Consider the following 362-nt stretch of genomic DNA (forward strand, 5'->3'; position numbering starts at 1 on the left):
GACTTTGAAGCGACCTTGGATCATTACTTCGACTTGCATGGCCATTACCCAGATGAGGTGTTGGCAGACACGCTTTATCGCAACCGCGACAATCGAAAGTTGTGTAAGGACCTAGGCATCACCCTGTGCGGACCTAAACTTGGCGCAAAGTCCAAACACATTGATGCCAAGAAACGCCGCCAGGATACGGACGCAGAGAATCGACGCGGGGCCATTGAACGCCGATTCGCCTTTCTCAAAGGGTCAGTAGGCTTGGACTTAGTCAATACCCGAACAGCTGAGTCATTGGCCGTTAAAATCGATCAGGCAATGGTATTAAGCAATGCGCTGACATTCTTAAGAGTGTTTGCTATACCAATTTT

Annotated in this window: 1 protein-coding gene; it reads left to right on the forward strand. The window is 48.9% G+C overall.

Features of this window, described 5'->3' with window-relative positions:
* Positions 1–362: transposase (locus FD01_RS09275; protein ID WP_156647293.1), on the forward strand; the 362-nt coding region annotated here is incomplete at both ends.

This window comes from Lacticaseibacillus manihotivorans DSM 13343 = JCM 12514, assembly GCF_001435035.1.
GTDB lineage: Bacteria > Bacillota > Bacilli > Lactobacillales > Lactobacillaceae > Lacticaseibacillus > Lacticaseibacillus manihotivorans.